The sequence below is a fragment of the Providencia sp. wls1922 genome (genome assembly GCF_009706505.1).
GTDB lineage: Bacteria > Pseudomonadota > Gammaproteobacteria > Enterobacterales > Enterobacteriaceae > Providencia > Providencia lanzhouensis.
In genome coordinates this window covers 1-26,392 of record NZ_WLUG01000027.1, presented here as the reverse complement: position 1 = coordinate 26,392, position 26,392 = coordinate 1, and the positions used below count along the sequence as shown (strand labels likewise).

The 26,392-nt window shown below is 41.1% G+C and carries 23 protein-coding genes; 11 read left to right on the top strand and 12 right to left on the bottom strand.

The features are described 5' to 3' along the window. Positions 1-117 precede the first annotated feature (117 nt). Positions 118-1,686 (top strand): hypothetical protein, encoded by a 1,569-nt coding sequence (locus GKR71_RS01260; protein ID WP_154633844.1) that lies wholly within the window; start codon positions 118-120, stop codon positions 1,684-1,686. A gap of 64 nt (positions 1,687-1,750) precedes the next feature. Here the strand turns inward: GKR71_RS01260 and GKR71_RS01255 are convergent, their stop codons facing one another. The 4 genes from GKR71_RS01255 to GKR71_RS01240 all read right to left on the bottom strand — a co-directional run bounded on the left by GKR71_RS01255 (position 1,751) and on the right by GKR71_RS01240 (position 6,786). Beyond that, positions 1,751-3,118 carry an L-serine ammonia-lyase gene (locus GKR71_RS01255; RefSeq protein ID WP_036951897.1) on the bottom strand — a complete coding sequence of 456 codons (1,368 nt, stop codon included), beginning with the start codon at positions 3,116-3,118 and terminating at the stop codon, positions 1,751-1,753. 154 nt (positions 3,119-3,272) lie between these two features. Continuing rightward, the gene (locus GKR71_RS01250) at positions 3,273-4,589 is read right to left on the bottom strand and encodes a serine/threonine transporter (protein WP_108478971.1); all 1,317 of its coding nucleotides are present in this window, start codon (positions 4,587-4,589) and stop codon (positions 3,273-3,275) included. A 905-nt stretch (positions 4,590-5,494) separates the two neighbouring features. Next, on the bottom strand, positions 5,495-6,103 hold the full coding sequence (gene ybjG, locus GKR71_RS01245) for an undecaprenyl-diphosphate phosphatase (protein WP_230084994.1): 609 nt from the start codon (positions 6,101-6,103) through the stop codon (positions 5,495-5,497). A 419-nt stretch (positions 6,104-6,522) separates the two neighbouring features. After that, on the bottom strand, positions 6,523-6,786 hold the full coding sequence (locus GKR71_RS01240) for a GrxA family glutaredoxin (protein WP_006657693.1): 264 nt from the start codon (positions 6,784-6,786) through the stop codon (positions 6,523-6,525). Between the two features lie 192 nt (positions 6,787-6,978). On the opposite strand from GKR71_RS01240, the gene GKR71_RS01235 reads away from it, so the two are divergent. The 3 genes from GKR71_RS01235 (at position 6,979) to rlmC (ending at position 9,148) form a co-directional block, all read left to right on the top strand. Further along, positions 6,979-7,335: a YbjC family protein gene (locus tag GKR71_RS01235; protein ID WP_154609407.1), complete on the top strand. Its 357-nt coding sequence runs from the start codon at positions 6,979-6,981 to the stop codon at positions 7,333-7,335. Positions 7,336-7,494: 159 nt separating this feature from the next. Next, on the top strand, positions 7,495-8,013 hold the full coding sequence (locus GKR71_RS01230) for a YbjN domain-containing protein (protein ID WP_036951887.1): 519 nt from the start codon (positions 7,495-7,497) through the stop codon (positions 8,011-8,013). Between the two features lie 7 nt (positions 8,014-8,020). Then, on the top strand, positions 8,021-9,148 hold the full coding sequence (gene rlmC / locus GKR71_RS01225; protein WP_154599922.1) for a 23S rRNA (uracil(747)-C(5))-methyltransferase RlmC: 1,128 nt from the start codon (positions 8,021-8,023) through the stop codon (positions 9,146-9,148). Positions 9,149-9,172: 24 nt separating this feature from the next. On the opposite strand, the gene GKR71_RS01220 is transcribed toward rlmC, so the two are convergent. From GKR71_RS01220 to GKR71_RS01190, 7 genes are all read right to left on the bottom strand, one after another. Beyond that, a complete protein-coding gene (locus GKR71_RS01220; protein ID WP_154599923.1) occupies positions 9,173-10,573 on the bottom strand; it encodes a hypothetical protein in 1,401 nt (466 codons plus the stop codon). A gap of 176 nt (positions 10,574-10,749) precedes the next feature. Further along, on the bottom strand, positions 10,750-11,418 hold the full coding sequence (gene artM, locus GKR71_RS01215) for an arginine ABC transporter permease ArtM (protein WP_036951879.1): 669 nt from the start codon (positions 11,416-11,418) through the stop codon (positions 10,750-10,752). Then, positions 11,415-12,155 carry an arginine ABC transporter permease ArtQ gene (artQ, locus tag GKR71_RS01210; protein WP_154633843.1) on the bottom strand — a complete coding sequence of 247 codons (741 nt, stop codon included), beginning with the start codon at positions 12,153-12,155 and terminating at the stop codon, positions 11,415-11,417. The genes artM and artQ overlap by 4 nt, the downstream gene beginning before the upstream one ends. A 12-nt stretch (positions 12,156-12,167) precedes the next feature. Beyond that, positions 12,168-12,911 carry an arginine ABC transporter substrate-binding protein gene (artJ, locus tag GKR71_RS01205; RefSeq protein ID WP_036951873.1) on the bottom strand — a complete coding sequence of 248 codons (744 nt, stop codon included), beginning with the start codon at positions 12,909-12,911 and terminating at the stop codon, positions 12,168-12,170. 36 nt (positions 12,912-12,947) lie between these two features. Continuing rightward, positions 12,948-13,676 (bottom strand): arginine ABC transporter ATP-binding protein ArtP, encoded by a 729-nt coding sequence (artP, locus tag GKR71_RS01200; protein WP_036951870.1) that lies wholly within the window; start codon positions 13,674-13,676, stop codon positions 12,948-12,950. Between the two features lie 99 nt (positions 13,677-13,775). Next, entirely contained in the window at positions 13,776-15,257 is a 1,482-nt protein-coding gene (locus GKR71_RS01195; protein ID WP_154633842.1) for a DUF2867 domain-containing protein, read from the bottom strand. Positions 15,258-15,308: 51 nt separating this feature from the next. Then, positions 15,309-16,208, bottom strand: a complete 900-nt coding sequence (locus GKR71_RS01190; protein ID WP_036951864.1) for a lysine exporter LysO family protein — start codon at positions 16,206-16,208, stop codon at positions 15,309-15,311. A gap of 412 nt (positions 16,209-16,620) precedes the next feature. Between GKR71_RS01190 and GKR71_RS01185 the strand changes: the two genes are divergently transcribed. The 7 genes from GKR71_RS01185 (at position 16,621) to GKR71_RS01155 (ending at position 26,005) form a co-directional block, all read left to right on the top strand. After that, the gene (locus tag GKR71_RS01185) at positions 16,621-18,285 is read left to right on the top strand and encodes an ATP-dependent nuclease (protein WP_036951861.1); all 1,665 of its coding nucleotides are present in this window, start codon (positions 16,621-16,623) and stop codon (positions 18,283-18,285) included. A gap of 108 nt (positions 18,286-18,393) precedes the next feature. Next, positions 18,394-19,503, top strand: coding sequence for a macrolide transporter subunit MacA (macA, locus tag GKR71_RS01180; RefSeq protein WP_036951860.1), 1,110 nt, complete (start codon positions 18,394-18,396; stop codon positions 19,501-19,503). 2 nt (positions 19,504-19,505) lie between these two features. Continuing rightward, positions 19,506-21,449, top strand: coding sequence for a macrolide ABC transporter ATP-binding protein/permease MacB (gene macB / locus GKR71_RS01175; RefSeq protein WP_154633850.1), 1,944 nt, complete (start codon positions 19,506-19,508; stop codon positions 21,447-21,449). A gap of 464 nt (positions 21,450-21,913) precedes the next feature. Continuing rightward, the gene (locus GKR71_RS01170) at positions 21,914-23,260 is read left to right on the top strand and encodes a purine-cytosine permease family protein (protein WP_154599926.1); all 1,347 of its coding nucleotides are present in this window, start codon (positions 21,914-21,916) and stop codon (positions 23,258-23,260) included. A 10-nt stretch (positions 23,261-23,270) separates the two neighbouring features. Next, positions 23,271-24,104 (top strand): nitrilase-related carbon-nitrogen hydrolase, encoded by an 834-nt coding sequence (locus GKR71_RS01165; protein ID WP_154609405.1) that lies wholly within the window; start codon positions 23,271-23,273, stop codon positions 24,102-24,104. Beyond that, a complete protein-coding gene (locus GKR71_RS01160; protein WP_036983690.1) occupies positions 24,101-24,847 on the top strand; it encodes an IclR family transcriptional regulator in 747 nt (248 codons plus the stop codon). Before GKR71_RS01165 ends, GKR71_RS01160 begins: the two co-directional genes overlap by 4 nt. A 222-nt stretch (positions 24,848-25,069) precedes the next feature. Next, complete coding sequence (locus GKR71_RS01155; RefSeq protein ID WP_154599928.1) at positions 25,070-26,005, top strand: DUF1177 domain-containing protein; 936 nt, start codon at positions 25,070-25,072, stop codon at positions 26,003-26,005. 103 nt (positions 26,006-26,108) lie between these two features. Here GKR71_RS01155 and cspD read toward each other — a convergent pair whose 3' ends face one another. Next, entirely contained in the window at positions 26,109-26,342 is a 234-nt protein-coding gene (cspD, locus tag GKR71_RS01150) for a cold shock domain-containing protein CspD (RefSeq protein WP_036951850.1), read from the bottom strand. Positions 26,343-26,392 lie beyond the last annotated feature (50 nt).

Genomic DNA, 26,392 nt, shown 5'->3' with positions numbered 1-26,392 from the left:
TTTTAATTGTTTGAGAGCTAACTATTTTACTGTTATTTAAATATCAATGGCTGAAATTATCTCATGCAATTTCATAATATATTTATTAATTTAATTAATTGAAATGGAGAATTATCAATGGGCATTTCCATGGAAGAAAGAATGCATCAGCTGTCCTTGCAAAAAAATACCAAAGGGATTGGGGAAAACAGTGTTAATGGTGGTCGTGCGGATAATCGCGGTGAAAATAGTGGTGTTATGAAATCCGGTGATGCGGTTGATTCCGGTAACGGGGGCGGTTCAGTGAATGGTGGTAATACACTGAACATGAATATCAATAAACACAAAATGCAAGGAGGAATTGCACGTAATGATGGCTTAAATAATGGGGAAGTTGTGGGAGGGAATAGTACCAACCATGGTTTAAATAACAATGAACTTAATGGTGGTTCCGCAACGAATGAATTTGGTTCTGTTAACCATGAAAATTCTTTTATTAAGGGCGGTAATGCTATTCGTGAATTGCAACGTGGTCTTGATGAATATAAAGGAATGCAAAAGCAATTGGCGATGATAGATGAAGAGGTTACTAAAAAAAATAATCAATTATCAGAATTACAAAAGCAGCAGAAAGCGTTAGGAGATCAAGCTGATCAATCGGATGAGACAAAACAGCGTTTTATGCAAATTGAAGGAGATATGAAGTCACTAAAAGATGAGGTGAAACAGACGCAAGCGGAGGCAAAGAAACTTAATGTAGGTATGGATGCTCAACGTGTTGAGATAGCAGAACTCAAAACTCAGTTTGATAAAAACCAAGAACAGGTCAAACAGCTGGGAGAAAAAATGAATGCTGAGAAAGAAGAATTGAAAGTGCGATTTGCAACCCAAGAAGCTCGTAATAAAAAACAAACAACAGATATTGCTAATATTAATACCAAGATTGACGGCAAGCAAAAAGAAGTTGACGCTTTGAAGCTCAAGTTTGAAAGTGAAGGAAAAGCTAAAGCAGATACGAATCCTAAAATACTGCGTTTAGAAAGGGATGCTCGCAAGTTACAGGCCGATCTAGATAGTAAATCTGATAATCAGTCTAAGAGTCAAGCTAGAATGGATAGCCTGGAGGCGAGAATTAAAGTTTTAGAAGTGAATGAAAAAACGGCAGAATTGGAATTAAAGGAGATAAGTCTGAAGCAACAGGAAATGACTGAAAAATTTGCTCGCTATGAGCAGACTGTTGGTCAAGACATCGATAAACTTGGAGAGCTGGAACAGGTGTTCAAGCAAATTGGTGAGTTGAAAAGTCAAGGTGAAGGTGTTTTAGCAGGGTCGTCTAAAACTACGACAGCGAATCGTACAACCGTCTCGTACTCTCGTGAGACAAAAACACCAAGTGGTCATGTATCTGCTGGATTTGCACAAAACTTAGGGGATAATTCAGGTTCTATGCGTGGTGGTGATAGCATTAGTAATTCGTATGAGACAAATATTAATAATGAGACAAATATTAATAATGAGATAAATCTTAATAATGAAGTGACGTTTAAGATTGATGCTGACCAGATCGCCAATAAAGTAGCAGAAGGAATGAGTACTTTCACTCAGCCTGTTGAGGCTACTGCTTTAGATGTAGGAAATTCGGTTAAAGGCGCTGCCGATACTGTTAGTGCATTAGTCTCAACGAAAACACCATATCAACTTCATTAATAATACTTAGCCAGTAACCAAAAGGCCTGCATTTGCAGGCCTTTTATCGTCAAAAAGCAATTAGCTATTCACAGTGCCCTAACTTAATCGCCAAACCGCCTTGGGAAGTTTCACGGTATTTTGCGTTGATATCTTTACCTGTTTCATACATGGTTTCGATGACTTTATCGAGACACACGCTTGGCGCACTCACACGGCGTAATGCCATACGAGCAGCATTCACAGCCTTAACAGATGCAATTGCGTTACGTTCGATGCAAGGTACTTGGACTTGCCCACCCACAGGGTCACAGGTTAAGCCTAAGTTATGCTCCATGGCGATTTCCGCCGCGACGCACACTTGCTCTGGGCTGCCTCCCATTAATTCTGCCAAACCAGCAGCTGCCATGGAACAGGCTACGCCGACTTCACCTTGGCAACCGACTTCTGCACCAGAGATGGACGCATTCATTTTGTACAGCGTACCAATCACGCCTGAAACTAAGAAATAGCGGGTATAAGAGTTTTCGTTGACTGGGCGAATAAACTTATCGTAGTAAGCCAATACCGCAGGAATAATTCCACACGCACCATTCGTTGGGGCTGTTACAACACGGCCACCCGCAGCGTTCTCTTCATTGACGGCAAGGGCGTACATATTGATCCAGTCAATTACTGCCATTGGGTCAATATTGTTATTGTCAGAGGTCACTAATTGACGGCGTAATGCCGCTGCACGGCGAGGAACGCGCAGTGGACCTGGTAATAAACCTTCGGTGCTCACCCCACGTTCAATACCGGCTTTCATGACATCCCACACCGCAGCCAGATAGTCAGAAATCTCTTCTTTGCTGTGCAGGGCTAATTCGTTTTGCATTACTAATGCAGATAAAGATAATCCCGTTTCTTTACAGTGTTTTTGTAAATCAGCTGCATACTTGTATGGGTAAGGGACTTGAACCGCATTTTTAGTTTCTTGACCGAAATGTTCTTCATCGACGATAAAACCACCGCCAATAGAATAATAATTCTTGGTATACAGAACGTTATCGTCATCAAATGCGGTAATTGTCATTCCGTTTTCGTGTAATGGTAGGTTGGTTGAATGGAAATTCATCCCACCTTCCGTTGGGAAATCGACTTCATGTTGACCATTTGCCAGCAACAGTTTGCCAGTTTGCTCAACATTGCGCATAAATGCTGGGATAGCATCAATATCAATCGTATCAGGCAGATTACCCGCCAAACCCATAATAATCGCCATATCGGTGGCGTGCCCTTTACCTGTTAGGGATAAAGAACCATAAACATCGACGGAAATACGTGTGGTTTTAGTGAGAAGATTTTGCTGGATGAGGTCATCGACAAACTGCTTACCGGCTTTCATAGGGCCGACAGTGTGTGAGCTGGATGGTCCGATACCGATTTTAAAAATGTCGAATACGCTAATCATATTCTGTCTTCCTATATTGAAGGATCCCCATCAAACTGGCAATTACAGGGTATTTGTTGTCAGTAAGATGATTATAGAAGATCCCTCAATTAACCAGATTGATATAGGTTAATTGAGGGCTTAGATTTACTTAATTATTTGCTAATTTTTTTAATTAGAAGAATAACTTGTAAGTTGCAGCGGAGATAGCGACCAGACCCATGATGACAACGAAGATATTGCTGAGTTTACCGGAGTATTTACGCATCGCAGGAACTTTGCTGATTGCATACATTGGCATTAAGAACAGCAGGATTGCGATAACTGGGCCACCCAGACTTTCAATGATATCCAGTACACCAGGGTTCAATGTTGCAACAATCCAAGTTGTTACTAACATGAACAGTGCAGTACCACGATTTAATTTTTTAACATCAACTGTTTTGCCTTTTGCGCGATATGCACGCTCAACTAAACCATTGAAACCTTCACGAGCACCTAAGTAGTGGCCTAAGAATGATTTGATGATAGCGATAAAGGCGATGATAGCTGCGGCATACTTGATGAACGGCTGATCAAAATAGCCAGACAGGTAGTCAAGGATACTGATATTTTGCGCTTTAGCTGCAGCAAGGTCAGCTGAAGACAGTGTGAATACACAGCTGATGACGAAGAACATTACAGTCAGAACCATCAGGATGTGTGCAGAAGCTAGAATGCGTGAGCATTTTTTCTCAGCCGCTTCATCATACTCTTCACGTTTTGCAACAGAGAAAGCAGAGATGATTGGTGAATGGTTAAACGCGAAAACCATAACTGGGATTGTTAACCAGATAGTGATCCAAATGCTTTGTCCACCTGATGCTTTAGCCGCTTCAGTCACGTTATCTAAAGATAATGTGCTCAGAGCATCGGTGCTCCAATGTGGAACCATATACAGAGAGAAAGCGACCAGTACGGCGATGAATGGGAACACCAGCATACTCATGACTTTAACAATGTATTTTTCACCGAATGCCACGATTGCCATGACGCCACCGACTAAAATCAGTGCCAGCAACCAACGTGGTGGTGCACCAACGCCTAATAGTTCAGTCAGGAATTTGTTAACGTTGTTAGTGATGGAAACGCCATAAACTAACAAAATAGGATAAATTGCAAAGAAATAGAGCAGGGTGATCCAGTTACCTGCTGTACGACCAAAGTGCTCTTCTACCACTTCGGTAATGTCACCGTCTTTCTTTGAACCGGAAAGGACAAAGCGTGTTAAACCACGGTGAGCAAAAAATGTCATTGGGAAAGCAAGTACTAACATCAGTAATACTGGCAGTAATCCACTCATACCCGCATTGATAGGCAAGAATAAAACACCAGCGCCGATGGCGGTACCATAAAGACCGAGCATCCACACGGTGTCTGTTTTACGCCAAGCGGTAGCATTCCCTGTTTGCGAGGCTGTTTTGTTGATGGAACCAACTTTTGTTGTATCCATAATAGTCTCCAAAAATAAAAGTCAAAAAATAAAAATTGGGTGCCTATTTCACTAGGCTCTTAATCTTTTTGTACGATTAATCGACGGTTTAATTAATGGTTAGTAAATAAACAATCGGTTAATACACTGTCTAGCCATTAATAATGGTTTTATACGTAACAATCTGATTGGAAATAAAACTAAGATGAATATGAAATTCATTTTCAATCAGTTTTGCAATTTTATAAGTAATTTTTAAAAGTGGATTTTGAGTGTGAGAGTCTACATTTTAGCAGAACAAAATGCCGTGATCATTATCTCAAAAGAGAAATATCCCCCATGTTTATCAGCTCACAGTGAATTTTGTAAAATTGTTAATGAAATTTAACTTAGTGCTAGCTATTACTGGTTTTCAACCATATTCATAAAATGATTATTCGACAAATTTATTTATATAAAAATACAAAACATTAAAACCGTTATCATGTTAATAAAAAATTTAACGTCAATAAAATGATCAATGACTTGAAAATAAAGATGGAAAAACCACGCTATTCCTTGGATGAGTTTCAACTTTATAATTAACGTAACATAGTGATATTTATTGTATTTTTGTGATTGCATTAATTGATTAATAACGTGATTAATTTTTTTGGTTAATTAATGTTCTTGAGGAATATGTTAATTGTTTTAGGGGATTTAAGATTAGAAATAGAATACTTATTTTTCGTCACAAAAAATAATAAGAAAACGTTACAAAATATTTGTTAATTAATTGTTTTAATATTTATTTGATAAATTCAAATAAAGTTATTGATGCTAAAAATAAATGAAAACAAACTTTGATTTAGCTCAATATTTAATGACGGGAAAAATGAAGGGGAAAGTACTGACACTAATAATAGGTCAGTACTTTAAATCACCAATTAAGGTTGCATCCATCTTTTGCGAATGAGAGAACCAAATACGAGGTGGTAAAGACGAGTGATTGGCTGCTGAATAACACTGCCGCCCACAGCCCAAATCAGCTGAGATAAACCGCAAGAAATAGCACCTAAGATAAATGCACCAATCATGTCTAACGGCCAGTGAACGCCAAGATAAATACGAGACCATGCAATAACGATGGCAGGAACCATAAACACGAAGCCAACCCACGTTCTTAGCCAGAATAAGAAAGCAAAAACAAAGGTAAAGACGATAGTTCCATGGTTACTCGGAAAAGAAGGTGTTGCGTCGTGATCTAAGAAATTAGAACCAATTCCCATCACAAAAGGGCGTTCATGTGGCGCAAAATAACCAATCAACCAAGAAATCACTAAACCAATAACAATGGCGTAAGCCGTTTTACAGGCAAAGGCACGTTGGCGAGTCATATTTGGCTGTGCACCCCAAAACCAGCATGCAACAGTAAATAGCGGAAAAATAAGGATCAAGCGTTTGGCGATCACCGTGGCTAACGCAATAGTACCACTTGCGGACTCAGGCGTTGCGTTGATCAGATTAAAAAGATCCAGATTTAGTTGTTCCAGCACGATCGGAGTACCTCGGACATTAGTTCTCAAGAAGACGGGACATAGCAATGGGAAGGGGGTGAATCAAGACACGCTCTAGACCTTGCTACTCAAGCTGACAAATTTACTTTTTGTTAAACATTAACTCAATCAATATTTGCTCAATAACAGTGATTTATCAGGGCAATGCAAAAGTTCTAGACACAAAAAACCCGATAGCATGAAAGAATCAAATGGCTATCGGGCTCCTCAATATGGGGACATCAAAGAAAAGCAGTGGCACTAATTAAGACTACGGCAAAGGAGGAAAGTTCTATCGGTGATCAGAAAAAGTGCAATTTTTGATGAAAATATTTTTGCATAGCACAAAAAGAAAAAATAAAGCCCCAAATGATAGGCTCATCTGGGGCTTTATAAAAGAAAATGTCTTGTAAGATTGATTACTTATACAGGCTCAGATTTTCTTTAGCGTATGCTTCAAAATCAGTACAACCACCGATGTGTTTCTCATCGATAAAGATTTGAGGAACGGTTTCTACAGTTTTACCAACGGTTTTAGATAAGTCTTCTTTAGAGATACCTTCCGCTTGGATATCAACATAGCGATAATCGAAGTCGTCACGTTCATTTTTCAGTTTTTCTGCAAGTTCTTTAGCACGAACACAGTATGGGCAACCAGGGCGACCAAAAATAACAGTGTACATAATATCTCCTTAAATTTAGAACTCAGATTTTAATGACTATTCAGATACGAAATAATAATGCCCAATACTATGCCAACATCAGCTTCTAAATAAAAGTTGAATTTTCCTTTCATAGCTATAGGCAGTATATATAATTTGCTAGAGGTGGTGACGATACTGTCAGTATAAGGCAATAAAACGAAGGAAAACATCATGGAACAACAGCAAAAACCCACAAAAGAGACTAAAGGGACGATGCGCTCATTAGCGGATATGCCAAAACCCGTTCTTTTTCTTGAGGGTATCGGAATATTATTACTAATCACCGTATTACTTGCTACTAATGACTATATTACTCTGCCGGAATGGCTAGCCAGCTCTGGCGCGATTGTTTCTATGGTGCTGGTCGGGATGGGCTGCTTAATTCCGGCGATGATTAATATTATTTGGCGAGCCGTGCATGGTCTTACTTTTTTGGGAATTGATAATAAATCGGGTGGCGCGAGTCGTGACCGTCGTAATCAACCAAAAGAGACGATGCGAGATGATGATAAACCAGACGAAAAGTAGAGCAGGGCATGGTTTTACTGGTGTTTAGATTGGCTATGTGTGAAAATTGTCCGCTTTCTATTTGTTAGACTGAATGATTTGTTAGTATGAGTGCTTGGTTGGCATGAATATGGTTATTTTTGGTATATCGCTATTTTGAGTTGAAGAAGGTTATTGCTCATGGATTCTATTTGTTACCCAGATATCTCACAGCTGCGAGAGTGGCTAGACCAACTCAAAACGTCTTATTTCGAGTGTGATTCTTGTGCTGCTTTGCATCTCCCTCATATGCAAAATATTGATGGGATCTTTGATGCTAAATTAGACATTATTAATAATGTGTTAGTACTCTCAGCATTGGCAGAACTTAAACCTACCGCGATTATTACGCTGGTGGCAAATATTAGCCAAATTAACGCCAGTTCATTAACGGCAAAAGTTTTTCTCGAAATTAATAATGAAAATCTACCTAAGTTGGTGGTTAGCCAATCATTTTCGTTAGAAGCCGGAATTACTTATCGCCAATTTAGCCATTTCTTACAGCAGGCCGAAGAGCAAATTTCCGGTATTGTGTTTGAAATTTTCAGTAATAATCTACTGTATGCAAACCAAGATGAGTATGAAGAGTTAGAGTCGGATGATAATGATGACGACACTGAATCCGACCTTGATGATAAACCTTCTGTAATTATTCACTAAATACCCTATGCATTGTGAAAAATATTTGGCAGGAGAATGTCGCTCCTGTCAGTGGCTAGAATTATCGCCAGAACAGCAAATTGCCCGTAAACAAGATAATCTGCAATCGTTATTGCCTTCTTTGGCGTCATCTATATTTTTGGCACCCGTGATGGGACCATTTGAAGGATTTCGAAATAAAGCCAAAATGGTTGTCAGTGGTAGCGTTGAAAAGCCAATTTTGGGTATTGTTAACCGTGAAGGTGACGCCGTCAGTTTAACGGAGTGCCCGTTATATCCCTCTGAATTTTCGCAAATCTTCGCGCAGCTTATTCCTTTTATCGCGAGAGCTGGGTTAACCCCCTATAACATTGAGCGTAAGCGTGGAGAGCTAAAATATATTTTGCTGACACAAAGCTGGCATACCAAACAATTTATGTTGCGCTTTGTCTTGCGTTCCGATAAAAAAATCGAGCAATTACAGAAAGCATTACCTTGGTTACAAGAAAAATTGCCGCAATTAGCCGTGATCACCGCCAATATTCAGCCCGTACATATGGCTATTTTAGAAGGTGAACAAGAAGTTATGTTCACTGAGCAACATGTGTTGCGGGATGAATTTAACCAAGTTCCTCTGTTTATTCGTCCGCAAAGTTTTTTCCAAACTAATCCTATCGTGGCATCTCAGTTATATCAAACTGCACGAGAGTGGGTAAAAGAATTGAATATCACTAGTTTATGGGATCTATTTTGTGGCGTGGGTGGCTTTGGTTTGCATTGCGCGGATAAGACGATCAAACTAACGGGGATTGAGATTAGTGCGCCAGCTATTGAGTGTGCTCGTCAGTCTGCCCAAGAGCTAGGTTTGCAGCACGTTGAGTTCCAAGCGTTAGATTCAACAAATTTTGCCACCAGCCGCCAAGATATTCCCGATTTAGTGCTGGTGAATCCACCTCGCCGTGGTATCGGTAAGAATTTATGCAATTATTTATCTGATATGCATCCTGAGTATATTCTCTATTCTAGCTGTAATGCCCAAACTATGGCGCAAGACTTTAAATTATTATCAGGATACGAAGTTTGCAAAATTCAACTGTTTGATATGTTTCCGCATACTGCACACTATGAAGTATTGAGTTTATTGAAGCGAAAATAGTGATTAAAATAGATAGGTTTACGCCTATCTATTATGAATTTCCCCATATTTATCAATAGACAAATTACCTTTTGTGTTCTTTATTAATGGGAGATTTTCAGTAATAGTTGAAATCATTTTTTTAACGTCAGTTTCATTTGAATCGAGATTCCATTTTTTTAGTCCCTTATAAATGGTGATTTTGGTTATATTACTTATTAAGTCATGGCTTTTCAGTTTTATTTTGAAATTATTGGGTAATACTATATTTGCTTTATTTTTTATGAGTGCATTTTTTATATTAGTTTGAATATCTTCATCAGAAAATTCAGGTAAGCTAAGTTTGTTTTGACTGTTGGCTCTTTTATCAATTATGCGGACATTAAGTAATGCATGACCAGCATAAGAATGCTCAGTTTGATCATTGGTACTAAATTCATTAAAAAATTGAGATAATTGTTTGAAAAACCTGTAGCTATCTTCATCAAATAAAATGCCATTGTTTGGATCAAAAAATGTATATACTACTTTCTTGTTATTACTTTTGGCAGAAATAGCCATACAGTGGCCGATTGTTTCTACAAGAGAATAATAATAACCTTTGCTTTTTATTGATTCATCGATATCCATTTCTATATCAGCTAGTGTTTTTAACTCGCCATAATGATTGATATTTTGTCTATTTTCCAGTGGTTGTGTATTATCGTCGATTAATCCTGCGCGAATTTGTCTATCAACGGAGATTAGCCCCATTCTGTCTAACTCAAATTTTAAAAAGGCAATCAAAATTAAATGGGCATCATCTGTTGTTAACGGCATTCTATAGGATAATTTTTCTCTTATTGGTGCTATTTCTTCCTGGGATAAATGCAAGCAACTGGAGCCGTTTCTATCCAGTATTTTTTTTATAAAAAATACTAAATTGGCAAGGGAATCATAGCCAATGATAAATTTATCGGGGTCACTCAATATTTTAGTGATCTCAGGTAGTTGAAGTAAGTTAGCCAAATACACAATATTTTCTTCCTGAGCACTTATCTCTCTAAGTGTGAGGTTCTTTATATCGAATAATAGATTATCCAATGCAATAGTATTTGAATAATCTATTTGTTCATTGACGGCTTGGTGCATTAAAACATTAAATTCTGAGAGTTTGACATTTTTAATGAAATTTAAAAGATACTCATCGAGTGTATTTTGAGGCTCTTCATAATGGGCTAAAGTGTCAAAGGACTCATTTATCTTTTCTATATATTGCGTGCCACGGTTATTGTTCTCATGCAGCAGAAAACAAGTGGAAAGACCACGGCAAATACCTGCTTGAATAGGGCTAATATTTGATACTTTGACAAGCTTATTCTGAAATAGATCGGGGATATTCGTTGCTATGTAATTAACAATAGGTTCTTGTTGAAAAGGAACGGAAAAATTAATTTGTGTAATCATCTCGATAGCCTTATTTAATCGGTATAATTTTGCAATGATTCATGCTACCAATACAAAAAAGGTCTATCTTTCAAAAAGCAATATAATATATAGAAATGATTTGCCATATATGTTTTTCATACAAAAAAGCTTGGCATAAGACCAAGCTTTTTCATTTAAAAACAATCTGTTAACTTTTAGCTGCGATGTTCAAAAGCCAGTGCTTTACGCTCAATCAGACGCATAATTAACGTCAGAATCGCATTCACCACAAGATAGATAATCCCTGCCGCGACAAACGCCATGACATCCCATGTCTGCCCAAATACTTGGCTACTGTAGCCCATAATATCCAGCATCGTAATGGTACTGGCGAGAGAGGTACTTTTGAAAATCAGTACGACTTCGTTGGAATAGGATGAAAGTGAACGTTTAAACGCATAAGGAAGAATAATCCGCATAGTTTGCAGCTTATTCATACCCAGCGCTTGGCAAGACTGCCACTGACCTGACGGAATGGCTTTTACCGCGCCATGGAATAACAGTGTGGAATAGGCTGCACTGTTTAATGCTAATGCCACCATCGCACAAACCCAAGGCGTCGAAATAAACTCCCACAGCATAGGGTAATCTTGCAGTGACTTAAATTGGCTCGGGCCATTATAAATCAAGAAGAATTGCACTAATAACGGCGTACCCGTGAATAGGGTGATATACACCTTAACCGCTTGTGAAATGACGGGAGTTTTGAGGGATAAGATCAGCGTAAAGAAGATGGCTAAGATAAAAGCCACCAATAATGCACTGAAGGTCAGTGACAAGCTGGTTGGTAATCCCGGTAATATTTGTAGAATTAAATCGATCATTTCGCATCACTCCGTTCAAAACGCGTGGTGCGCAGTTCAATACGTTTTAGCACCAATTGGCTTAATAGGGTGATAGCGAGGTAAATCAGTCCCACAATAGCGTACCAAGTAAATGGTTCATGGGTACGATTCACAATGGTTTTAGTTTGTAGCATTAAGTCATTGACGCTAATTAAGGAGACTAACGCGGTATCTTTGAGTAACACTAACCATTGGTTACCTAAGCCGGGCAGGGCATGGCGCCACATTTGCGGCATGATATAGCGAAAGAAAATGGTGCGTTTGCTTAATCCAAGTGCTAATCCCGCTTCCCATTGACCATAAGGTACGGCTTTCAAGGCACCATGCAAGGTCTGGGAGGCGTAAGATGCATATAACAGCGCGAGCGCAACTACACCACAGAAGAATGGTGTGTAGTCAAATTCGCCGCTATCAGCAAAGAAAATGCTCGGGTCAATTTGGAAAGTACCTTGCCAGAAGCCTAAGTTAATGGCGATACCATCACCTAACAGGTTAATAAGCTGGAGGGTTCCAAAATAGACAAACAGCACCACCAGTAGTTCAGGTAAACCACGGATCAGCGTGACCCAGCAGGTTCCTAAAAAGGCGAGAGGTTTGAACCGAACAGATTCCCACGCGGTAAATAGCATCGCGAGAACCAATCCAAGGACTAGTGCTAAAACGGCAAGGCCGACGGTAATACCGGCGGCACTTGCTAAAAAGAATAAATCATTCATTAATTATATCGACTACTGTTGAAACCATTTTTTATGGATAGCATCGTAGGTGCCATCGGCTTTAACTTCAGATAAGGCTTTGTTCATTTTATCCAGCAACTCTTTGTTGCCTTTACGAACCGCGATACCTAAACCAATGCCAAAGTATTGTGGATCGGTCACTTTGTCGCCCACAGCCGCTAAGTTTTCATTACCTTTCGCTTTTAACCATTCATCAGCAACGGCTGTGTCACCGAATACCGCATTAATACGACCGTTTTGCAGATCTAAAATGGCAGATTGGTAGTTATCATAAGGGACAACCGTCATATCTTTATGTTGTTCCAGAATGTATTTCTGGTGTGTGGTACCGTTTTGTACCCCGATTTTTTTACCTTTTAACTGGTCAACGGCAGTAATCTTATCTTTTACTGCAATAAACTCAGCGGAGTTCGGATAGTAAGTTTCGGTGAAATCCACTTGTTGTTGACGCTCAGGGGTAATATCGATACCCGCCATTAACGCTTCAAAGCGACGGAATTTCAGGCTTGGAATTAAGCTATCAAAAGATTGGTGTGTGAATGTGCAGGTTGCATTCATTTTTTCACACATTGCATTTGCCAGATCTACGTCAAAACCTACGATTTGGTTGTTTTTATCAAACATTTCAAACGGGGCGTAAGTTGCTTCAGTTGCAAAACGGATGGTCTCTTTTTCCGCCGCCGCCGCAGATAGGGTTACAGCGCCTAATAATGTAGCTAATAATAATTTTTTCATTGCTTAATCCTATATCTATTAGTGGGACAGAATCTATTAATGGGATAGATAATTTGCAAATGCTTCGGTTTGAGGTGCAGCGAAGTGGCTAGCATCTCCTTGCTCTACAATATGACCGTTTTCCATATAGACCACACGGCTTGCGGTTTTACGGGCAATTTCAACTTCATGGGTCACGATAACTTGGGTGATCCCTGTTGCTGAAAGTTCACGAATAATGTCTACCACTTGCGCTGTAATTTCAGGGTCAAGTGCGGCTGTTGGTTCATCAAATAACAGAACTTGAGGTTCCATCATCAAGGCGCGAGCAATCGCGACACGTTGTTGCTGTCCACCGGATAAATGCAGGGGATAACGGTCAGCAAATTGCGATAAACGTAAGCGCTCTAACAGCTTAGCGGCTTTTTCTTGTGCTTGCTGTTTGGATAGCTTCAAAACGCGGCATGGCGCTTCAATCAGGTTATCCATCACACTTAAATGAGGCCAGAGATTATATTGTTGGAAAACCATACCTACATTTTGGCGCAGATCGCGAATGGCTTTCGCATCTGGTGTTTTGGCAAAATCAAAAGTATGGTTGGCAACATTGAGTTGACCTGAACGTGGCATTTCTAGCAGGTTCAGTACGCGCAGTAAGGAGCTTTTACCTGCGCCACTTGGCCCGAGTAATACCATGGTTTCACCAGCAGAGCACTCTAAGTTGATATCAAAGAGTGCCTGATGGTTACCGTAGAAACAGTTTATGTTTTTTAATTGAATGCTCATGCTTACCAATAATATCTAAATTAACTACCCGCGATATTAATCCTGTAAGCATATTTATGCAATGTTTTATGCATAAAAATTTGGTTTTTTACGCTAAATTTATTCTGGCTTATTGGAGCTATCTTCCGCTATCGGTGCTGTCACAAGCTTTTTGTCCCGTTGAATAGCCAATTCACTAATACGCTTAGCCATGCCTTTAAAGATGAACAGATGAGCTGGCATCATCGCAAACCAATAGAGTAATCCGCTGAAACCCGCAGGATGCCACCATGCACGAACATCAATGGAGCGTAGGTTTCCACTATCATGAATAGTGAAAGTTAATCGACCTAAACCTGGTGCTTTCATACCAAAAAGTAAGCTAAGTTGTTTATTTGGTTCCAGATTAATGACTCGCCAACCATCAACTTCATCACCAACCTGTAAGGTGTTACGATCAGGTCTGCCATATTTGACTTTATTCAACATCATATCGTCCATAATGGCGCGTGTTTTCCAAAGGATATTGGCGTAAAAATAGCCTTCCTTTCCACCAATTTGCTGGACGGTATGCCAGAGCGATTCTGTGGTTGCTGTGGTGCTAAAAGTAAAACCCGCTTGTTTAGGGTAGTAGCCGTAACCCGGTCGCCAGCGTTTTCTCACCTCCGGATCGTAACCCCAATCAGAGTTATCAATAGCACTGGCTTCTTCCGCTAATGTGGTTCTGACTGCATCATCAAATGAAATCAGCGTTTGCGGGATAAGCTCGCGAATGAGTTTATCGTCTGCAGGCAGATCGTGTTGTAAGCCTTGGATCAACTCTTTGGCAATAGTCGGCGGCACTGAAGTTATCAAGCTAATAAAGTGCACGGAGATCATGCTGACAGGGATTGGAATTGGAATTAACAAGCGACGCTTTCCAGAGACTTTGATAAAGCGCTTGAAGAGCTCTTGGTAGCTTATATATTCAGGGCCACCCGCATCTAACACTCGACTTTCTGTCACGGGAAGTTGGGCTAACTGGGTGAGGTAATACAGGATATTTTCAAGGGCAATTGGGGATGATTTTGAACGTACCCAACGAGGCGGCGTCAAGATGGCAAGGTTATACACCATATCTCGCATAATTTCGAAGGCCGCAGAACCTGAACCAACAATTATGGATGCGCGAATTTCAGTCACAGGAATACCACTTTCGCGCAGAATCTCCCCTGTTAAGCGTCTGGCAATTAAATGCGGGGAATAAGTATGCCCATGTTGCAGTGCGCTGAGATAAATCACCTGCTTGACGTTAGAGCCTTGCAGCGCATTTTGTACATTGCGTGCCGCTTCACGTTCACGTTCAATAAGATTGGCTTGATCCGCCATGCTATGAACGAGGAAGTAAACAATATCCACCTCGTCCATGATATTTTTCAGGGTTTCAGGCTGGTGTAAATCCACATAGATACAGCGAGTATCCGACCAACCTTGGGATAGCATCCAGTCTACACGTCGGGCGGCAGCAGTGACTTCATGCCCTTCTTCCAATAATTTAGGAATTAAATTTTGCCCAATATAGCCACTTGCACCTAGTACTAAAACTCGTTGTTTACCCGTCATGTTAATTTCCTGTGATACCTAAATTAACGGCTATTGTGACTGAAATTCTACTTATGTAAAGAAGGCCATAAGGATTGGCGTAATTAGACTTAAAACGAAGCCGTGAACGATAGCCGCGGGGACAATCGACACGCCACCACTACGCTGCAATACCGGTAAAGTAAAGTCCATAGACGTAGAGCCACAAATTCCCAATGCAGTAGAACGATAGCGATTAATGATTAATGGAATCAACATGATGGCAGTCAATTCTCGCAATAGGTCATTAAAAAATGCGGCGCTACCCATCACGGGACCATAGGCATCGGTAATTAAGATACCAGTGAGTGAATACCAACCAAATCCAGAGGCGATAGCTAACCCCATTTTGATAGGAAGCCCAAGGAAAAAGGCTGCGGCTGCCCCACCGATAAGGGCGCTAACCCCCATGACTAAGGCAATAGTCGTACCTCGGCGGTTAATTAAAATCTGTCGAATATGCATGCCACTATTACGCAGTTGTACCCCAACCAGTAACAGCAGCAACATTAGCGCCACTTGGCTGCCTTTATCCGCATAATGTAAGAATTTAAACCCCGTTAATCCTACTAAAAAGCCAATGAGCAAGACACCACACAGCTGCAAGGATTCAAATACCATTTTGATACGTGAAGGGGGCTTTTCTTGCTTGTGCTGCGGTACTTTCCACGGATCAAGTTTATCCAGGAGAATTAAAGAAAGCGCATTGAGGCCAAAAATGCAGGCGAAGAAGGTCAGGGCATAAATTAAGATGGACACTAAATGTGCGCTGAGGTTTTCAAGCAAAGCAAGGGTAATACCCATTAAAAATAAAATAACGTACACCATCGAATTTAAAGACTGATGAACTCGATGAAGAACATTTTTATTTTTTATAGGTATCAAGTAACCAAGAAACAGAGGTAAAAGAATAATCAGCAAGCCTGAATACATGTTAGTGCCCTTTTATTTCATTTCGTTTTACTGCATTAACTACACTAATTTATGCCAATATAAACAACAGATTATATTTAAAAATTCATGAACATAGCTATCGAAACATGAATAAATTTAACCTGTGATGCTAAATATCACGTGAGTGATAAATATTTTTCAATGGCTGATTAACTAAAAATAGGAGAAAAATGCTGGAAAATAAAGCATAAACATCCTATATCACCAACTAAATAAGCTCAATACAGGGACATGTATCGCAACGTGTTTTTTTTGTACTGTGTTGACTCGTATAGTAATTAATTGGCTTAATGAGTAAGCTTTTATTTGAGATAGTTCAGGTTGTTTCACGGATCCTTGAGTGGTCAAGATGTTACAATCAAACTCAGTTTTCGATAGCAAGGAGAGAGATATGTATCTGGAACGTGTGGAAATATACGGATTTAGAGGGATCAACCGACTTTCTTTAGAACTTAATAATAATACCGTTCTCATCGGGGAAAACTCATGGGGGAAATCAAGTTTACTCGATGCCTTAGATATTTTGCTCTCTCCCGAACATCGCGAATACCAATTCACAGCTAATGATTTTCACCATCCTACAGGGGATGATGAAACACGTTTTCGTACTTTGCAGATTGTCTTAAAGTTCTGTGAGAGTCGTCCTGGTCGCCATCATTCTTATCGTTTCCAAAATCTAGCTTCTGTTTGGGTCGATAATGGGGATGACTTAAAACATATTTTATTCCGAGTAAGTGCGGAGCTAAAAGATGATAACAGCGTTACGGTAGATAAGTGCTTCTTAAATTCTGGGGGTAATAAATTATCCCTTGATAATGTGGGTAAGTATATTAAAGAAATTGTCCGTTTATATCCCGTAATTCGCTTACGAGATGCGCGTTTCTTAAATAGTATAAACCCCGAGACGATAGTCAGCGGAAGCAACAATTTCCGTGAAAACTTTAATCATCAGATTAAAGAATTGACGATGGCGCTGGTGAATAATCCTGAACGCTTAAGTGATAATGACCTTGAAGATGGGGTGGACGCGATGCAGCAATTGCTGAGCCACTATTTTTCAGGGAAAAGCGGTCATATGGTGAAAACGGATAATCCAATGATTAGTATCGAGCCTCGTAAGCGGGGGTGGCAGGCATTGGATAATATTAACCGATTAATAGCGAAGCCGAATCAACGTAATATTCGCCTGATTATCTTAGGGATGTTTTCATCGTTACTGCAATCTAAAGGGAATATTGAGCTGGATAAACATGCTCGCCCAATTATTATTGTGGAAGACCCTGAAACACGGTTACACCCTATTATGTTGTCTATTGCGTGGGGGCTGTTTAGTTTATTCTCCTTGCAGCGGATCACCACAACCAATTCTGGTGACTTACTTTCCCAAGCGCCAATTGACAGCTTATGCCGTCTTGTCCGTGATACTAATAAAGTGTCTGCATATCGTTTGAACCCGCAGGATTTAAGTGCTGAAGAGTTACGTAAAATCTCTTTCCATATCCGCTTTAATCGACCTTCCGCATTATTTGCCCGTTGTTGGCTACTGGTTGAAGGTGAAACGGAAATTTGGCTAATGAGTGAATTTGCAAGGCAGTGTAATTATTTCTTCGAAACAGAAGGCATTAAGGTAATTGCTTTTGCACAAAGTGGCTTAAAACCTTTATTAAAATTTGCCAATAAAATGGGCATTGAATGGCATGTATTAACTGATGGGGATGAAGCAGGGCGAAAATATGCCGCAACGGCGACGCATTACGCCAACAAAATTAATTCGCCAGATAGAGACCGGTTAACCATGTTGCCTGCACCGGATATGGAACATTTTCTGTATCGCGAAGGGTTTCAAGGTTTGTACCATGAAATTGCAGAAATTCCTGAAAATGCTCGAGTATCCACTCGCCGCGTGATTTTAAAAGCGATTGCACGGACGTCAAAACCTGACTTAGCGCTGGCGACAGTAAACCGTGCCGCTGAATTAGGCCCTGAAGCTGTACCATTAGCTCTGAGAAATATGTTCTCAAGAGTCGCATGGTTGGCACGCGGTAAGGCGTATTAATATAAATTGCAGTTAATCTTAAATCTGTTTAGTGAAGAGTGATAATTATTCAGCTATCTTATTTTCAAGAGAGGGGCGGCCCTCTGATTGAAAATAGGAACAGAGTTAATGAAGGCAGCATCAAGAAAAAAATGGATTTATGGCATATTTGTCCTACTCGCGGCGCTGGTTACCGCATGGTTTTTTCTTGGTAACCAGCAACCAGAGAGCTACCAAACGGTTGATGTGACTCGTGGCGATCTCGATAAGCGGGTTATGGCGACGGGTAAATTAGATGCTGTACGTAAAGTGGATGTGGGGGCGCAGGTTAGCGGTCAACTGCAAACACTGTACGTTAAAGAAGGTGATACCGTTAAAAAAGGCGATCTGCTTGCCGTTATTGACCCGCAAAAAGCGCAAAACGAAGTCACTGAATCTCAAGAAACTATCCATGAATTAGAATCCAACTTGGCATTGGCTCAGGCTGAATTAAAGCTTGCACAAGTGACTTACCAACGCCATTTAAGCCTCTCAAAAGTACAAGCGGTGGCTCAGCAAGAGCTGGATAAAGCCAGAACCGATGTGGAAGTGAATAAAGCGAAGGTGGCCACGTATCAGTCGCAGATTAAACGTAATCGCGCCTCTTTAGATACCGCAAAAACGAATCTGAAATACACCCAAATTACAGCGCCAATGGATGGTATTGTGACGTTTATCAAAACATTACAAGGGCAAACGGTAATTGCCGCCCAAGAGGCACCAACGATTTTAACGCTCGCTGATTTGGATACTATGTTGGTCAAAGCAGAAGTTTCCGAAGCGGATGTTATCTACCTTGAGCCAGGGCAAAGTGCGTCTTTTACCGTGTTAGGCGCTCCGGATAAAAAATTCGCAGGAAAATTGAAAGATATCCTACCGACCCCTGAAAAAATTAACGATGCGATTTTCTACTATGCCCGTTTTGAAGTGCCAAACCCTCAACATCTTTTAAAGCTACAAATGACCGCACAAGTGGTGATTGAGCTTGAGTCCCATAAAAATGTGCTGCTCCTTCCCTTGCTCGCTTTAGGAAACGAAGTCACTCCGCAAGTTTATGAAGTGGAAGTTTTGAATGATGGGATACCGCAAAAGAGAAACATTGAAATTGGCAGTCGTAACGATGTTTCAGTGGAAGTGATTAAAGGGTTGCAAGAAGGGGATAAGGTCATCGTCGGTCGCAGCAGCGATACGGAATTGTAATGATGACGACTTTACTGGAGCTGCATAATATTACGCGGCGCTATCCTGCGGGTGAGCAGGAGATCACCGTACTCAAAGATGTTTCGTTGAAAATAAATGCCGGTGAAATGGTGGCGATTATCGGTGCGTCAGGGTCGGGAAAATCGACGTTGATGAATATTTTGGGATGCTTGGATAAACCCACATCAGGGGAATATTTCGTTGCAGGTCAAAATATTGCGACATTGGATAATGACCAATTGGCACAATTACGACGTGAACATTTTGGCTTTATCTTCCAGCGTTACCATTTACTGAGCCATTTGAGTGCTGAGCAAAATGTTGAAATCCCCGCTATTTATGCCGGAGCAGGCAAGTCTCAGCGACAGGAACGGGCGGTGCAATTACTTCAACGTTTAGGCTTAGGTGAACGAGTTCATTATCACCCAAGCCAATTGTCGGGGGGGCAGCAACAAAGGGTTAGTATTGCTCGCGCTCTGATGAATGGCGGACAGGTTATTTTGGCGGATGAGCCGACGGGGGCGCTGGATAGCCATTCGGGGGAAGAGGTCATGAAGATCTTAAAAGATCTTTGTGCCCAAGGGCATACGGTGATCATCGTTACCCATGACCCGAAAGTCGCGCAACAAGCAGAGCGGATCGTTGAAATCAAAGATGGCGAAATCATCAATGATTCAGGTATGTTAGCAACGAAGAAAGCTGAGTTTCCGGCAAAAATCGCGATGAAGAAAAATCCATTAGGGCAATGGGTTAGCCGATTTAGTGAAGCTTTATTGATGGCGTGGCGCGCGATGGTAGTGAATAAAATGCGCACCTTGCTGACGATGCTGGGAATTGTGATTGGTATTGCCTCAGTGGTATCCATCATGGTAATTGGCGATGCGGCCAAAGGGATGGTATTGAATGATATTAAATCGATTGGTACCAATACAATTTCGGTGTATCCCGGAAAAGATTTTGGCAGCGATGACCCAGAAAACCGGCAAGCGTTGAAATCCTCTGATATTTCTGCCATTGCTCAGCAGCCTTATGTTCAGTCGGTGACTGGCTCCATTGATACCTCAGCTCGATTACGTAAAGGGAATTTAGATGCGGTGGCTCGAGTCGCAGGAGTGGGGGTAGGTTATTTCCAAGTTTATGGTAATAAATTCGCTGAAGGGATGGGATTTACTCAGGATATGCTTGATCGGCGTGCGCCTGTGGTGGTGATTGACGGTAATACGAAACGACGATTTTTTCCGAACAAACAGAATGTCGTGGGTGAGACATTGCTCATCGGAAATATGCCCGCCACTGTCATTGGTGTATTAGGAGAACAAAAGTCAATTTTTGGTTCCAGTAAAAGCCTAGAAGTGTTTTTACCCGACACGACAATTAACAGTAAGCTGATTAACCGTTCTTACTATGACAGCATTGTGGTTAGAGTGAAGGATGGCATTGATGCGAAAGTGGCTGAGCAGCAACTGACCCGTTTGCTGACTTTGCGTCACGGTAAGAAGGATATTTTTACCTATAATATTGATACATTGGTCAAAACAGCGGAAAAAACCACCCAAACTATGCAGCTCTTTTTGACTTTGGTCGCTGTCATTTCCCTTGTGGTTGGGGGGATTGGTGTGATGAATATTATGTTGGTGTCTGTCACAGAAAGAACCCGTGAAATCGGTATTCGTATGGCGGTTGGTGCTCGAACGATGGATGTGATGCAGCAATTTCTTATTGAGGCGGTGTTAGTGTGTCTTATCGGTGGCTTAATGGGAATTGGCTTATCTTATGGCGTCAGTCTGATTGCTCAAATGGCGCTGCCAGGCTGGACATTTGCATTTGATCCAATTGCACTTGTCAGTGCATTTGCCTGTTCAACGGCGATTGGGATTATTTTTGGTTTCCTACCCGCGAGAAATGCGGCGAGATTAAATCCGATTGATGCATTAGCAAGAGAGTAATTTATCCATCAGTGATTATTTGAAAAGTTGTAGAGGGGGGATCTCTACAACTTTTTTCTCACGAATAAGGCAATTTATTAGATAAAATAATTAGTGAATAGCTGTTTAGGTCGAATATTTTGTGAGATTAACGGCAATGAAAAGATAATTTACTCTATATTTGCGTGTCTAAATTAGAATTATCTATCGATGAACACTCATTTTGTGAAATTTCTCTAATCAAATGTGGTTTTTTTAACCTATTAATTTACAGCTTATTTTGTTTTTACCCCCTCCTATTTCTCCTACCATTTAAATAACCGATAATAAAAAAGCTATCAAAAAGGTAAATTCTACTTGCGATTTAGTACCGATCGTGGATATTATTCGTCTTGTAGAATAAATGAAACCTAGTTCCGTTAAATGGAACTTTAGCGAAAAGCCAAAAAATCACAAGTAAAGACTCATACACAGCAGGATAAAAAATGGCAAATAAAGCAGGTGAAGATTATTCTCTGGCGCGGGTACCGCAAAGTGCTCGTCGACCGTTTTATGAAGTGTTGATCCTCCGTATCGGTTCACTCGCTTGCGTTTCGCAAGTGATGCTAGGTGCAGCGCTTGGTTATGGATTAACGTTTTGGCAGGCGTTTTGGGCAACAATGCTCGGTTCTGTAATTTTACAGGTCGTCAGTTGGGGTCTCGGAGCGGCAGCTTGCCGTGAAGGAATGTCAATCAGTCTACTGTCTCGGTGGTCTGGTTTTGGAAAACTAGGATCGGCATTAATTGGAGGTGCCATTGCTATCTCCTTAATGGGTTGGTTCGGTGTCCAAAATGGTTTCTTCGCGGATGGTATGTATAAAGCGACTAACGTGCTAACACCAGGGACCTGGTCGCTTATTACAGGCATTGCGGTGACAATTATTACGGTATATGGGTATCGCTTTTTATCTATTACCGCGAATATTTCAACACCGCTATTTTTATTCGCACTAGGTTGGGCAACTTATAATTTATTATCGGGACAGGACATTAGTTTATTAATTAATGCCACTGAACCTGCCGGGCCTTTAATGACAATGCCAGCTGCAATTACGATGGTTGCGGGTGGTTTTATCATCTCTGCTGTAACAACACCAGACATCAGTCGCTTTATGCATAAGCCGAAAGATGTGTTCTGGATGACGTTGATTGGTACATTCTGTGGCGAGCTTTTCGTCAACATGATAGCGGTATTAATGGCTTTAGCATTACGCACAAGCCAAGTTTTTGATTTGATGATGGCGTTAACTGGGTTGCTAGGTGCATCGATTGTTATCTTCTCAACAATTAAAATGAATGATATCAATCTCTACTCTTCATCACTCGGCTTCTCCACACTGTTGAACGCTATTTTTAATAAGCGTTTTGACCGCCGTTATTTAACATGGATTATTGGTATTTTTGGTACTGTGGCTTCCATGTTAGGCATTTTAGATAACTTTATTAGTTTCTTAATTTATCTTGGTATTTCGATTCCGCCTGTCGCGGGTATTATGGTTGTTGATTATTACTTGTTAAAACGTGACAGAAAAGAGCTGGATATCACCCGAGAACAAGGCATTTTACCAACGCGTTGTGAAGCGTATAACCCAGTAACTTTAGTGGCATGGTGCTGTGCGGTCGTTGTTGGTTGGGGAACTTCTGCTCTAGGACCTTTGGGTGCAGATATTGGTGTCCCAGCGTTGAACTCTTTGCTGGTTGGTGCGGTGGCTTATTGGATTGGTATGCGCTTATTAGCGGCATTCCGAGGCGAAAAAGGCATTCACTTCCGCCAAGTTTCTCATTTAGATTGAGGGCAAATGGATGACTGATAACCGAGTTAAAGTTGCGCTAGCTCAGTTCGATTCTGAGCTAGGGAATAAGACGGGTAATTTGCAACGCATGGCGCAATTATGCGAACAAGCGGCATCGCAAGGGGCAAAACTTATCTGTTTCCCTGAGTTAGCCACAACCGGTTATCGTGGTGATCTATTATCTACTCAATTATGGGATCTCAGCGATTTTGACGGCAGCGAAACATATCGCATGTTTAGTCAATTGGCTTCCCGCTTAGATATCACGATTGTAGCGGGATTTGCCGAACGCGGTAGCCGTCTAGGTGAAGTGTATAACTCAGTGGGTGTATGGAATCCCGGCTGTGAAAATATCAGCGGTGTATTTCGTAAGGTTCATGCGTTTGGTATTGAAAAACAGTGGTTCAAAAACGGGGATACTTTCCCCGTGTTTGATACGCCAATCGGTAAAATTGGTGTGATGATTTGCTACGACATGGGCTTCCCTGAAGTAGCGCGGATCCTCACTTTACAAGGCGCTGAGTTACTGATTGCGCCTTCTGCCTGGTGTATTCAAGACCGCGATATGTGGGACATTAATACAGCGTGTCGTGCTTTAGAAAATAGCACGCATCTTCTAGCGGTCAATCGCTGGGGGCATGAAGAAGATTTACACCTATTTGGTGGCAGTAAAATTATGGGCCCGCGTGGGCAAGTTTTGTGTGAGGCATCTTGCGAACAAGAACAGTTGTTAGTTGGTGAGATTGATTTTCGTCTTCAGGCATATACGCGTTTAAATGTGCCTTATCTAAGAGATAGAAAGCCTCTGGATTATGGCTTGCTAGTGCAGGAAACTCAGGTATGAGTATTTTAACAAGTGTTGTCGACGTGTATCGCCTATTTTTACGCTCAGGTAATGAGCTAACGGTCACTACGTTGGTCAATGAATTATCGATGCCGAAAAGCTCCGCGTCACGTCTGTTAAAGCAGATGGCAGAACTTGGGTTACTCGAAAAGAAAAATAACGCGCCGATTTATCGTCCAGGTTTGTTGATTATGGAGATTGCCCACCGAGCTCGTGGCATGAACCATTTAATTGATATGGCGTTAGAAGCATTAGACAGTTTGACGAAAGATACGGGGTTTACCAGTTATGTATCTGCGTTAGATGAAGATAAAGTCCGTGTTGTTCATGCACGAATTGGTAATAGCATGCTGCAAGTGGTTACGCAGCCGGGAACGCGTTTACCTATTGGTGGCACATCAACGGGGCGCGCATTATTAGCACGTTTGCCGATAAATGAGCGCATAAACTTAATTAATTTAGAGCCTGAAGAGTCTCGAGCTAGTTTAAATGAGCGCATTAGCGTGATCACTGAACGAGGTTGGGAGTTTTCAGTCAATGAGTCAGTTGCCGGTGTCGCTTCTGTATCCAGTACAGTATATGACCCTTCACAAAATACGTTGTATGCGTTGTGTTTGAGTCTCCCTGCGTCGCAAATGACCGATGAGATTATCGTGCAGTTGTCCCAAGATCTTTACCGTAAGGCTTCTTACCTAGGATGTATGGTTGGGGATCCTTATTGGTTAGAGCGTAGTACCAAGTAGTCAAAAAACCTTGTGATATACAGCAGTATCAGTAGTAAAAGTTCAGTAATGAGTAGTTGCAGTAAATAATAATTAAATACCATTCAAAGTGCGTGAATACGCCTTCATCAGGAAATATACCCTTTGTCTTTAGTTAAGGGGTATTCAGAGTAAGCGGGTGCTCCTTTGGTGCCCGTTTACTCTAAAACTCTAAAAAAAATAATTAGAATTAAAGGGAGTACAATGACTCTAAAGCAAACTTTGTGCGTTTATGAGCTGCTCGATTGTGCGAATGTTAGTGGGCATGATGTTGTTCAGTTGTTCCAGGATTTCCCCTCAGTTCAAGTCATTTCAACGACGGTTGTCGATCAAAAAGGCCAAAGCGATTTCGTCAGAATCACCATTCCGGGTATACAAGGCAAGTCCCAAGGTAAGAATGCACCAACGTTAGGGATCATCGGGCGTTTAGGTGGATTGGGAGCCAGGCCTTCGCGCATTGGGGTTGTTTCTGATGCGGATGGCGCAATTGCTGCCATCACAACGGGATTAAAATTGGCTGAAATGCAGCAAAGAGGAGATGCATTACAGGGGGATGTGATCATTACAACGCATATCTGTCCAAATGCACCAACTCGTCCGCATACACCCGTCGATTTTATGGATTCCCCCCTTGAAGACGCAACGATGAATCTTCATGAAGGGATCCCTGAAGCTGATGCAATTTTATCGGTGGATACCACCAAAGGAAATCGCTTAATTAACCATAAGGGTTATGCGCTATCACCGACGGTTAAATCGGGGTATATCCTACCTGTTTCTGAGGATCTATTGCGTTTAATGGAGTGGAGTAGCGGACAAAATGCAGTGACTTTCCCGCTATCTATCCAAGATATCACGCCTTATGGCAATGGGCTTCATCACCTCAATAGTATTATGCAACCAGCAGTTTCAACGACGGTTCCGGTTGTTGGTGTCGCCATTTGCACTGAAACTGTTGTACCGGGTTGTTCAACGGGAGCCAGCCATGAAGTAGACATTGCTGCGACTGTGAAATTTATGATTGAAGTCGCAAAAGCTTTCGGTGAAGGGCAATGCGCGTTCTATGATGAAGAGCAATATCAGTTATTAACTGAATTGTATGGTGATATGCATCATTTGCAGGCAACGGATGAACAATAATATTTGTTGCAGACTGTCTTAATTTAGAACGTCGTTAATTTGGAATAGCCACAGTTAATTATTTACCCCTTAAAAATAATTAACTGTGCTCTATTACCCTAGCTTATTCTGTTTTCGCTTCACCACTTTCGATAATTGGGATAATGGCGGTAGCATGCGCGCCTTTAGGTCCGTCAATCATAAGCGTGTAGCTGACCTTTTGACCCGCTTTGAGTGTCCGGTAACCATCCATCTGGATTGTGGAATAATGTGCAAATACATCATCTCCGCCATCTTCTGGGCAAATAAAACCAAAACCTTTGGCATTATTGAACCACTTAACCGTACCTGTATTCATATTTCTGTCCTTCAAGTTTGCTACTGACTGTTTATATACATGCATAAAAT

Coding starts and splice junctions, on each gene's coding strand:
- GKR71_RS01260 (WP_154633844.1), top strand. CDS start 118: ATGGGCATTTCCATGGAAGAAAGAATGCATCAGCTGTCCTTGCAAAAA.
- GKR71_RS01255 (WP_036951897.1), bottom strand. CDS start 3,118: ATGATTAGCGTATTCGACATTTTTAAAATCGGTATCGGACCATCCAGC.
- GKR71_RS01250 (WP_108478971.1), bottom strand. CDS start 4,589: ATGGATACAACAAAAGTTGGTTCCATCAACAAAACAGCCTCGCAAACA.
- GKR71_RS01240 (WP_006657693.1), bottom strand. CDS start 6,786: ATGTACACTGTTATTTTTGGTCGCCCTGGTTGCCCATACTGTGTTCGT.
- GKR71_RS01235 (WP_154609407.1), top strand. CDS start 6,979: ATGGAACAACAGCAAAAACCCACAAAAGAGACTAAAGGGACGATGCGC.
- GKR71_RS01230 (WP_036951887.1), top strand. CDS start 7,495: ATGGATTCTATTTGTTACCCAGATATCTCACAGCTGCGAGAGTGGCTA.
- rlmC (WP_154599922.1), top strand. CDS start 8,021: ATGCATTGTGAAAAATATTTGGCAGGAGAATGTCGCTCCTGTCAGTGG.
- GKR71_RS01220 (WP_154599923.1), bottom strand. CDS start 10,573: ATGATTACACAAATTAATTTTTCCGTTCCTTTTCAACAAGAACCTATT.
- artM (WP_036951879.1), bottom strand. CDS start 11,418: ATGATCGATTTAATTCTACAAATATTACCGGGATTACCAACCAGCTTG.
- artQ (WP_154633843.1), bottom strand. CDS start 12,155: ATGAATGATTTATTCTTTTTAGCAAGTGCCGCCGGTATTACCGTCGGC.
- artJ (WP_036951873.1), bottom strand. CDS start 12,911: ATGAAAAAATTATTATTAGCTACATTATTAGGCGCTGTAACCCTATCT.
- artP (WP_036951870.1), bottom strand. CDS start 13,676: ATGAGCATTCAATTAAAAAACATAAACTGTTTCTACGGTAACCATCAG.
- GKR71_RS01195 (WP_154633842.1), bottom strand. CDS start 15,257: ATGACGGGTAAACAACGAGTTTTAGTACTAGGTGCAAGTGGCTATATT.
- GKR71_RS01190 (WP_036951864.1), bottom strand. CDS start 16,208: ATGTATTCAGGCTTGCTGATTATTCTTTTACCTCTGTTTCTTGGTTAC.
- GKR71_RS01185 (WP_036951861.1), top strand. CDS start 16,621: ATGTATCTGGAACGTGTGGAAATATACGGATTTAGAGGGATCAACCGA.
- macA (WP_036951860.1), top strand. CDS start 18,394: ATGAAGGCAGCATCAAGAAAAAAATGGATTTATGGCATATTTGTCCTA.
- macB (WP_154633850.1), top strand. CDS start 19,506: ATGACGACTTTACTGGAGCTGCATAATATTACGCGGCGCTATCCTGCG.
- GKR71_RS01170 (WP_154599926.1), top strand. CDS start 21,914: ATGGCAAATAAAGCAGGTGAAGATTATTCTCTGGCGCGGGTACCGCAA.
- GKR71_RS01165 (WP_154609405.1), top strand. CDS start 23,271: ATGACTGATAACCGAGTTAAAGTTGCGCTAGCTCAGTTCGATTCTGAG.
- GKR71_RS01160 (WP_036983690.1), top strand. CDS start 24,101: ATGAGTATTTTAACAAGTGTTGTCGACGTGTATCGCCTATTTTTACGC.
- GKR71_RS01155 (WP_154599928.1), top strand. CDS start 25,070: ATGACTCTAAAGCAAACTTTGTGCGTTTATGAGCTGCTCGATTGTGCG.
- cspD (WP_036951850.1), bottom strand. CDS start 26,342: ATGAATACAGGTACGGTTAAGTGGTTCAATAATGCCAAAGGTTTTGGT.